The sequence below is a fragment of the Proluteimonas luteida genome (assembly GCF_021191695.1).
Classification (GTDB): Bacteria; Pseudomonadota; Gammaproteobacteria; order Xanthomonadales; family Xanthomonadaceae; genus Luteimonas; species Luteimonas luteida.
This window is the reverse complement of the sequence record NZ_JAIWPT010000033.1, coordinates 1-9,532: the sequence shown is the minus strand read 5'-3', so window position 1 is coordinate 9,532 and position 9,532 is coordinate 1. Positions and strand designations below refer to the sequence as shown.

6 protein-coding genes and 2 pseudogenes are annotated in these 9,532 nt (G+C 72.0%); 5 read left to right on the top strand and 3 right to left on the bottom strand.

From position 1 onward, the window contains the following. Positions 1 to 215 (top strand): annotated as a pseudogene (locus tag LDO26_RS17880) (hypothetical protein); the annotation flags it as partial. Between the two features lie 381 nt (positions 216 to 596). Here the strand turns inward: LDO26_RS17880 and LDO26_RS17875 are convergent. The 3 genes from LDO26_RS17875 to radC form a co-directional block, all read right to left on the bottom strand. Next, positions 597 to 1,415 carry an SPOR domain-containing protein gene (locus LDO26_RS17875; protein WP_232132453.1) on the bottom strand — a complete coding sequence of 273 codons (819 nt, stop codon included), beginning with the start codon at positions 1,413 to 1,415 and terminating at the stop codon, positions 597 to 599. Next, positions 1,416 to 3,116 (bottom strand): arginine--tRNA ligase, encoded by a 1,701-nt coding sequence (gene argS, locus LDO26_RS17870; RefSeq protein ID WP_232132452.1) that lies wholly within the window; start codon positions 3,114 to 3,116, stop codon positions 1,416 to 1,418. It abuts the gene before it with no gap. Between the two features lie 194 nt (positions 3,117 to 3,310). Further along, a complete protein-coding gene (radC, locus tag LDO26_RS17865) occupies positions 3,311 to 3,985 on the bottom strand; it encodes a RadC family protein (RefSeq protein WP_232132451.1) in 675 nt (224 codons plus the stop codon). A 176-nt stretch (positions 3,986 to 4,161) separates the two neighbouring features. Between radC and coaBC the strand changes: the two are divergent. The 4 genes and pseudogenes from coaBC to LDO26_RS17845 all read left to right on the top strand — a co-directional run bounded on the left by coaBC (position 4,162) and on the right by LDO26_RS17845 (position 9,347). Then, positions 4,162 to 5,378, top strand: a pseudogene (gene coaBC, locus LDO26_RS17860) (bifunctional phosphopantothenoylcysteine decarboxylase/phosphopantothenate--cysteine ligase CoaBC). Beyond that, positions 5,378 to 5,866, top strand: a complete 489-nt coding sequence (dut, locus tag LDO26_RS17855; protein WP_232132450.1) for a dUTP diphosphatase — start codon at positions 5,378 to 5,380, stop codon at positions 5,864 to 5,866. The pseudogene coaBC and the gene dut overlap by 1 nt, the downstream one beginning before the upstream one ends. A 14-nt stretch (positions 5,867 to 5,880) precedes the next feature. Next, complete coding sequence (locus LDO26_RS17850; protein WP_232132449.1) at positions 5,881 to 8,250, top strand: phosphomannomutase/phosphoglucomutase; 2,370 nt, start codon at positions 5,881 to 5,883, stop codon at positions 8,248 to 8,250. Between the two features lie 233 nt (positions 8,251 to 8,483). Next, positions 8,484 to 9,347, top strand: a complete 864-nt coding sequence (locus LDO26_RS17845; RefSeq protein WP_232132448.1) for a DNA ligase — start codon at positions 8,484 to 8,486, stop codon at positions 9,345 to 9,347. The last annotated feature ends 185 nt before the right edge of the window (positions 9,348 to 9,532 follow it).

Below are 9,532 nucleotides of genomic sequence, written 5' to 3'. Positions count from 1 at the left end.
ACGGGGCGGGCGACGAGGTCCGCAAGGTATACGAACACGGTCGGATCAGCTGGCGGGGCGGGAACTGGCGGATCGGCAAGGCCTTCGTCGGCGAGCATGTGGCTGTCCGCCCCGCAGGAGAGGATGGTCAGTACGATGTCTACTGGAGCACGTATCGGATCGCCCGGATCGACAGCACGACCCGGACGGTGAACGCGGGCCGTTCGCTCGCATGACCTGTCCACCATGTCTCCGAACGAGTGTCCACCATGTGGCCGGGCCATACAGCGTGTGGAGAGGGGCGTCGGTTTGTTGGGCCCTTCTTCCTGTGGGAGAAGGTGGCCCGAAGGGCCGGATGAGGGGGCGCTTTTCCGCGTTGCCCTCACCCCACCACCTGCGTGGCAGGTGGTTCTCCCTTCTCCCAATTGCGTGTGGAGAGGGCGTCGGTTCGTTGGGCCCTTCTCCCTGTGGGAGAAGGTGGCCCGGAGGGCCGGATGAGGGGGGCGCTTTTCCGCGTTGCCCTCACCCCACCACCTGCGCTGCAGGTGGTCCCCCCCTCTCCCATTGCATGGGAGAAGGGCGTCGGTGTCTTCCGCCTGCGGCGGAAGACGGTTCTTTTACTGGGCCCTGATCGCCAGGGCGGGCAGGCCGCCGTTACCGAGCTTCTGCTTGGCCTCGGCCAGTTCGGTGGCACTGCCGTAGGGGCCCATGCGCACCCGGTAGACGGTCTTGCCGGCGGCTTCGCCCGGCTCGACCCGGGCGCTCAGGCCGAGCAGGGCGATGCGTGCCTTCAGCGCTTCGGCGTCGCCCGCGGCGCTGAACGAGCCGGCTTGCAGGATGTAACGGGCATCGCCTGCCGCCGGCGTGACGCTGGCGGTGGCCGGGCCTTGCGTGGCGGCAGGAGCGGCGGCCTGAGCCTGCGCGGCCGGCGTCCGTCCAGCCGCCGGCTGGGCCGGGGTGCCTTCGGGCAATGGCCGCGGACCCGAGGCCGGGGCGTCGCTGGCGAGGTCGGCGGCATCGGGGTTGCGCGCCTGCAGCGTGGCCTGCTGCTGCTCGGCAAGGCGCCGGCGCTCGGCCTCGGCGCGCGCGCTGGCGGCGAGTTCGGCGTCGCTCATCGCCACTTCCTGCTCGGGCAGCATCGTGTAGAAGTCGTAGTCGGTCGACGTGCCGGCCGGCTGCGCGGGCTGCGGGCGCGGCGCCGGGGCGGCCGGCGCCTGCATGTCCGATTCGTCCAGTGCGCCGAGCGGCGGCTGCGCATCCGGATTGGGCTGCGGCCGGAAGAAGCCGTCCTCGCTGCCGGGCTTGAACAGGCGCGGCGCGGCCAGCACCACGACCAGCGCGATGACGATGCCGAGGATCAGCCAGGCCCAGCCGGGCAGTCCGCCCGAGCTGCCGCCGCTGCGCCGTGCCTGCGATTTACCGCGTCGTGCTGCCATTTACATTGCCTCCGGGGCATTCACGCCCAGCAGTGCCAGGCCGTTCTTCAGCACCTGGCGTACCGCCAGGGCCAGGGCCAGACGCGCGTCGCGCACGACGGCCTCGTCGACGAGGAACTGGTGGTCGTTGTAGTACGTCTGGAACGCCTGCGCCAGTTCCAGCAGGTAGGTCGCGACCAGGTGCGGCTCGAGCTGGGCGCCGGCGGTCGCGACGATCTCCGGCCAGCGGGACAGGTCGATCAGCACGTCGCGCAGTGCGGCGTCGCCCATGTCCGGCAACTGGGCCAGGCCGTTCTGCAGGTCGAACGCAAGGCCGCGCTCGTTGAGCTGGCGCAGCAGGCCGCAGATGCGCGCGTGCGACAGCTGCACGTAGTAGACCGGGTTGTCGAGCGACTGGCTGCGCGCCAGGTCGATGTCGAACACGAGCTGGGAATCGGGCTTGCGCGCGACCAGGAACCAGCGCGTCGCGTCGCGGCCGGCCTCGTCGATGAGATCGCGCAGGGTCAGGTAGCTGCCGGCGCGCTTGGACAGCTTCACTTCCTCGCCGCCGCGCATCACCGTGACCATCTGGTGCAGCACGTACTCGGGCCAGCCCTGCGGGATGCCGGCATCGAGCGCCTGCAGGCCGGCGCGCACGCGCGCGAGCGAGCCATGATGATCGGCGCCTAGCTCGGTGATCGCGCGGGTGTAGCCGCGCTGCCACTTCGACAGGTGGTAGGCCACGTCCGGCACGAAATAGGTGTAGGTGCCGTCGGACTTGCGCATCACGCGGTCCTTGTCGTCACCGAAATCGGTGGTGCGCAGCCACAGCGCGCCGCCTTCCTCGTAGGTGTGGCCGTGGGCGACGAGCTCGCGCACCGTCTCCTCGACCTTGCCGTCGGCGTACAGCGACGATTCGAGGAAGTAGACGTCGAAGCCGACGCCGAACGCGGCGAGGTCGCCGTTCTGTTCGCGGCGCAGGTAGGCCACCGCGAAGCGGCGGATCGCGTCGAAGTCGTCGGCATCGGCCGCGCCGGTGACGGTCTGGCCTTCGATCTCGATCACGCCGCCATCGAGGTAGGCGCGGGCCACGTCGCCGATGTAGTCGCCGCGGTAGCCGTCCTCGGGCCAGCCGGCGTCGTCGGGCGTGAGTCCCTTCGCGCGCGCCTGCACCGAGCGCGCGAGGTTCTCGATCTGCACGCCGGCGTCGTTGTAGTAGAACTCGCGCCGGACCTGCCAGCCGTTGGCGTCGAGCACGCGCGCGATGCAGTCGCCGATCACCGCGGCGCGGCCGTGGCCGACGTGCAGCGGACCGGTGGGATTGGCCGACACGTACTCCACGCCGGCGGTGCGCGCCTCGCCGCTGTCGTTGCGGCCGTAGCTGTCGCCCTCGGCATGCACCGCGACCAGCTGGCGCTGCCAGGCGGCCGGCGTCAGCCGGAAATTCAGGAAGCCGGGCCCGGCGATCTCGACCGCGGCGATGTCGTCGCCGGCCGGCAGCGCATCGACCAGCGCCTGCGCGATCGCGCGCGGATTGCTGCGGGCAGGCTTGGCCAGCAGCATCGCGGCATTGGTCGAGAAATCGCCGTGGCTGCGGTCCTTCGGGCGCTCGACGACGAATGCGGGCGTGGCGAGGTCGGCGGGCAGCGTGCCCTGGTCACGGAGCGTGGCGATCGCCTGATCGACGAGGGACGCGATCAGGACGCGGAGCTGGGGTTTCACGGGTGTGGGGATGTCGCGGTTCAACGGTCGGCCATTGTACGCGAGCAGGCTGTACGGGGCGCCTGACGCGTCTGTTCAGCCTGGCGTTCCAGGCGGGCGGCGGACCTGACGCCGACCGACCCGTGCCGACGGCAGGTGCCGATGTGAAGCGGGTCCCTCGCTGCGCTCGGGACGACAATTGGGTCCGCGCCCTGTCACATCCACCCGCGCGCCGCCAGCGACACCGCGGCGCCGTCGCCGACGACGAAGTGGTCGAGCAGGCGCACGTCGACCAGGGCCAGCGACTGCTTGAGCTGGACGGTGACGGCGCGGTCGGCGGCGCTGGGTTCGCGGCTGCCGCTGGGGTGGTTGTGGCCGACGATGACCGCGGCCGCGTTGTGCGCCAGTGCACGGCGCACGATCTCGCGCGGATGCACCTCGGCGCCGTCGATGGTGCCGCGGAACAGCTCCTCGAATGCCAGCGCGCGGTGCCGGCTGTCGAGGAACAGCGCGGCGAACACCTCGTGCGGGAAGCCGCGCAGGCGCTGCGAGAAATAGCGGCCGGCCGCGGACGGGTCGGTCATCGCCTCGCCGCGGGCGAGATCGGCGGCCAGCACCCGGTTGCCCAGCTCCAGCGCGGCGGCCAGCGCGCAGGCGCGCGCCGGCCCGAGGCCGGGCAGGCCGGCGAGTCCGGCCGGGCCGAGGTCGAGCAGCGCGCGCAGCGGGCCATGCGCGGCCAGCAGCCGGCGCGCGGTGGTCACCGCATCCTGGCCGCGCAGGCCCGAGCCGAGGAAGATCGCCAGCAGTTCGGCGTCCGACAACGCGCTGGCGCCGCGGCCGAGCAGCTTCTCGCGCGGGCGTTCGTCGGCGGGCCATTCGTGGATGTGCATCGGCGACCTCGGACAGGAAGCCGGCACCGGCAGGTCCGCGACCGAGGGGAGGCGGTGGCGGACGCGCCGGTGCCGGCGACGTGGTCATTGCACCGCATCGCCGCTGCCGGCGCCGCCGGGGCATTCCGTGGCTTCGGGTAAGCTGTCGACCGGATCGAGTGTAGGAATTCTCCGAGATGGCGGCCGTGCCCCCTCCGCTGCGCGGGCAGCACATCCTGTTGTGCGTCTGCGGCGGTATCGCCGCGTACAAGGCGGCCGAGCTCGTGCGGCGCCTGCGCGACGCCGGCGCCGAGGTGCAGGTCGCGATGACCGACAGCGCGCAGCGCTTCGTCGCCGCGGCGACGTTCCAGGCGGTGTCCGGCGCAGCGGTACGCACGACGCTGTGGGATGCCGGCGCCGAGGCGGCGATGGGCCATATCGAACTCGCGCGATGGGCCGACCGCATCGTCGTCGCGCCGGCCACCGCGAACACCCTGGCCAAGCTGGCGCATGGCTTCGCCGACAACCTGGTGACCACGCTGTGCCTGGCCACGACCGCGCCGCTGAGCCTGTGCCCGGCGATGAACCACCGCATGTGGCTGCATCCGGCCACGCAGGCGAACATCGCGCTGCTGCGCGAACGCGGGGCGCAGGTGATCGGGCCGGACGACGGGCCGCTGGCCGAGGGCGAGTCCGGCCCCGGACGCCTTGCCGAACCCGCGGCGATCGTCGCGGCGTTGCCGGCATGAATGCCGCGCTCGCCGGCCGTCGGGTGATCGTCAGCGCCGGACCGACCTACGAGGACCTCGACCCGGTGCGGTTCATCGGCAACCGCAGCAGCGGCAAGATGGGGTTCGCGGTCGCCGCCGCGGCCGCGCGCGCCGGCGCCGACGTGGTGCTGGTCGCAGGCCCCGTGCACCTGGCCACGCCCGAGGGCGTGCACCGCGTCGACGTGCGATCGGCCGCGCAGATGCATGACGCGGTGTTTGCCGCGCTGCCGGCCGACATCTACGTCGGCGCCGCCGCGATCGCCGACTTCACCCCGCTCGAGGTCGCCGAGCACAAGATCAAGAAGGTGCCGGGCGAGGAGGGCCTGACCCTGCGCCTGGTGCGCACCGCGGACCTGCTGGCCGACATCGCCGCCAGCGGCCGGCGTCCACGGCTGGTGGTCGGCTTCGCCGCCGAAACCCGCGACGTCGATGCCAACGCCAATGCCAAGCGCATCGCCAAGGGCGTCGACCTGATCGCGGCCAACCGCGTCGGCGCGCCCGGCAGCGGTTTCGAGGGCGACGACAACCTGCTGGTGGTGCATGCTGCCGACGGCAGCCGCCGGCTCGGCCCCGCGCCCAAGACCGCGATCGCCGCCGATCTCGTCGCCCTGATCGCCGACCACCTGGCCAAGGAGGCCTGCTGATGTCCACCGACACCCCGCCCCCCGCACCCCGGGCCCACGTCCTCGATGTCCGCGTGCTCGACGCGCGTTTCGGCCAGCAGTGGCCGCTGCCGGCCTATGCCACCGCCGGCAGCGCCGGCCTCGACCTGCGCGCCGCGCTCGACGAGGCGCTGACCCTGCTGCCGGGCGACACCGCGCTGGTGCCGTCGGGACTGGCGATCCACATCGCCGATCCCGGCCTGTGCGCCGTCGTGTTGCCGCGCTCGGGCCTGGGCCACAGGCACGGCATCGTGCTCGGCAACGGCACCGGCCTGATCGATGCCGACTACCAGGGGCCGCTGTTGATCAGCGTGTGGAACCGGGGCAGGGACGCCTTCACCATCGAGCCCGGTGACAGGATTGCGCAGCTGGTCATGCTTCCGATCGTGCGGGCGACCCTGAATGTGGTGGATACTTTCGTCGACAGCGCCCGCGGATCGGGGGGATTCGGCCATTCGGGCGTGCGCTGACAGGGGACAATTCGATGACAGAGACTGAGACGCACAAGTCGCGCGTGCTGCTGGCGCGTCTGCGCCCGGTGACACCGGTGCTGGCGATCGTGCTGGTGCTGCTGGCCTTGTGGCTGGCGTGGAGCGGCTGGCAGCAGCGCCAGCACGCGGGCCAGGTGCGCAGCGCCGAGCAGGCGCGCGATGCCGCGGTCGCCGCGACTGGCCAGGCATTGTCGGCGGAACTGGCGCGTCTGCGCGAACGCCTCGGATCGGCGCCGGTACAGGCCGCACTGGCCGATGGCGACCTGGCGGCCGCCGCCGCCGCGCTGGGCGCGGACTGGCCCGCGGCGGAAGCCGTCGAGATCGTCCCCGCGGACCTGCGCGGCGACTACGCGACGCTCGAGCCCGGTCGCTTCGGCCGTCTGGCGGCGCTGGAGGCGGCGCTGATCGAGGGCCGGCCGGTGCTGATGCTGGTCCAGCACGACGGTGCGCCGCGGGTGGCGCTGGCCGCACCGGCCCGCGTCGGCGGCAGCGAGGGCGGCGAAGACGACAGCGACGGCGTGCTTGCCGGGGTCGCACTGGTGCGCCTGCCGCTGGCGCGGGCGACCGCCGGGCTCGAGGCGGCGCCGGTCGATGCATCGACCTACGTGGCCCTGCGCCAGGCCTCGACCACGGTGCTGGCGCGCGGCGACGAGGCCCTGGCCAACGTCGCCGAGCGCATGGGCACGCCGGTGCCGGGCACCGGCCTGCGCGTGGTCGCCGCGGTCCCGCCGGAACTGCCGGCGCCGTTCGGGCTCGGCGTCACGCCGCTGTTCGGGGCCGCCCTGCTACTGTTGCTGCTCGCCGGTCTGGTCTGGCGCCTGCCGCTGCGGCTGCAGGGTGCGGCACCCCGCGACGACACGTCGCCGACGCTCGCCGAATCGCTGCAGGCGCCCGATCCCGGATCGCCGGACGCAGCCGCGGCGGGCGCCGTACCGCCGCCGCTGCCGGCCACGACCGAAGAATCTCCCCGCAAGAAGGCCCCTTCCCTCATGCTCGATCGCGACATTTTCCGTGCCTACGACATCCGCGGCATCGTCGGCAAAACCCTCGACGCCGGCGTGGCCGAACTCATCGGCCAGTCCGTGGGCTCGCTGATGCGCGAGCAGGACCTGACCGACATCGTCGTCGGCCGCGACGGCCGCCTGTCCGGCCCCGAACTGGTCGCCGGCCTGATCGCCGGCCTGCGCAAGGCCGGCCGCAACGTCATCGACATCGGCATGGCACCGACGCCGCTGGTGTACTTCGGCGCCTACCACCTGCGCACCGGCTGCTGCATCTCGGTGACCGGCAGCCACAACCCGCCGGACTACAACGGCTTCAAGATCGTGGTCGGCGGCGAGACCCTGTCGGGCGACACGATCGCCGACCTGCACGCGCGCGTCGCCGACGACCGCCTGTACAGTGCGCCGCAGCCCGGCGGCCTCAGCGAGCGCGACATCAGCGCCGACTACGTCGAGCGCATCGCCGGCGACATCCAGATCGCACGGCCGCTGAAGGTCGTCGTCGATGCCGGCAACGGCGTCGCCGGCGAACTGGGCCCGCGCGTGCTCGAGGCGATCGGCGCCGAGGTGATCCCGCTGTACTGCGACATCGACGGCACCTTCCCCAACCACCATCCCGACCCGAGCGAGCCGCACAACCTCGAGGACCTGATCAGCACGGTGCAGCGTTTCGACGCCGACCTCGGCATCGCCTTCGACGGCGACGGCGACCGCCTCGGCGTGGTCACCAGGGACGGCCACAACATCTATCCCGACCGCCTGCTGATGCTGTTCGCCGCCGACGTGCTGGAGCGCAACCCGGGCGCGCTGATCCTGTTCGACGTCAAGTGCACCGGCCGCCTGCCGGGCCACGTGCTGCGCCATGGCGGCAGCCCGCTGATGTGGAAGACCGGGCACTCGCTGATCAAGTCGAAGATGCGCGAGACCGGCGCGGAGCTCGCCGGCGAGATGAGCGGCCACTTCTTCTTCTCCGAGCGCTGGTACGGCTTCGACGACGGCATCTATGCCGCCGCGCGACTGCTGGAGATCCTCGCGGTCGACGCCGATCCCTCGGCGGTGCTCGACGCGCTGCCGAACGGCATCTCGACCCCGGAGATCAAGGTCGACGCGCCGAACGGCGACCCGCACAGCTTCGTCGCCCGGGTCCAGGCCAGTGCGTCGTTCGAAGGCGCGCGACTGTCCGACATCGACGGCGTGCGTGCCGACTGGGCGGACGGCTGGGGCCTGGTGCGGGCGTCGAACACCACGCCGGTGCTGGTGCTGCGTTTCGACGCCGACAGCAAGGAAGCGCTGGCGCGCATCCAGGCGGCGTTCCGCGAGCAGCTGCTGGCGCTGGATCCGGAGCTTCAACTGCCGTTCTGAGTCTTGCCGTATGCCTCCCGACGACGCCGGCCCTGTGCCGGCGTCGTCGCATCCGGCATCCGTACAACCGATGATCCAGCCCGCCCCGCGGCCGCGACACCGGAGACACCACGACCCCGTTGCGGGATGACGGTTTCGCCGCGGCAGAATCCGACAGTGGGCGATGGCATGCACCGACAGGCCGCGGCCTCGGCGCCTGCAAGGCTGGTGCTTCCTTCCGCCGAACCACCACCATGCCGACACGTGCCGTGCTGATCGTCCTGTTGCTGGCCGCGCTGGGCTGGCTTGCGCCGATGTCGGCGACCGCCGCCGGACCGCCGCCGCTGATGCTGGCCACCGCGCACCGCGACGGCATCGATGTCGCCGCGTACCTGGTCAGCGAGAAATACGACGGCGTGCGCGGCCGCTGGGACGGGCGCGCGCTGTGGACGCGTGGCGGGCACCGCATCGACGTGCCGGCCGACTTCGTCCGTGGCTGGCCGGACACGCCGCTCGACGGCGAACTGTGGATCGCACGCGGCCGCTTCGATGCGGTCAGTGCGCTGTCGCGTGCGCGCCGCGCCGACGATCCGCTGTGGGAGCAGGTGCGTTTCCTGGTGTTCGACCTGCCGGCGCATGCCGGGCCGTTCGCCGCGCGGGTCGATGCGATGCGCGCGCTGGTCGACGCCGCCGGCAATCCGCGACTGCAGGCCGTCCCGCAACGTACGTTCGCCGACCGCGCGGCGCTCGATGCACACCTGCATGCGGTCTTGGCCGCTGGCGGCGAAGGCCTGATGCTGCACCATCGCGACGCCTACTACCGGGTCGGTCGCAGCGACACGCTGCTCAAGTACAAGCCGCACGAGGACGCCGAGGCCCGCGTCGTCGCGCATGCGCCGGGGCGCGGCAAGTACACCGGCATGCTGGGCGCACTGGAGGTCGAACATGCCGATGGCCGCCGCTTCCGCATCGGCAGCGGCTTCAGCGATGCGCAGCGCGCGGCACCGCCGCCGGTCGGCAGCTGGGTGACCTATCGCTACAACGGCCTGACCTCGACCGGCTTGCCGCGGTTCGTACGTTTCCTGCGGGTGCGCCATGAACCGGCGCCCGCCGAATAGGGCGTGAGTCGTAGGGCGGGTCTCGACCCGCCAGGCCGGGCCACGCGATGGCGGGTCGAGACCCGCCCTTGTGTCTTGGAGTCAGCCCTGATCAGGCAGACTCTCCCGGTGATCCGGGAGGTTCCGACGATGCCGTACCCGCCCTGAAGCCATCGAGCTTGTTGCGTAGATTCGGCACGTCGGAA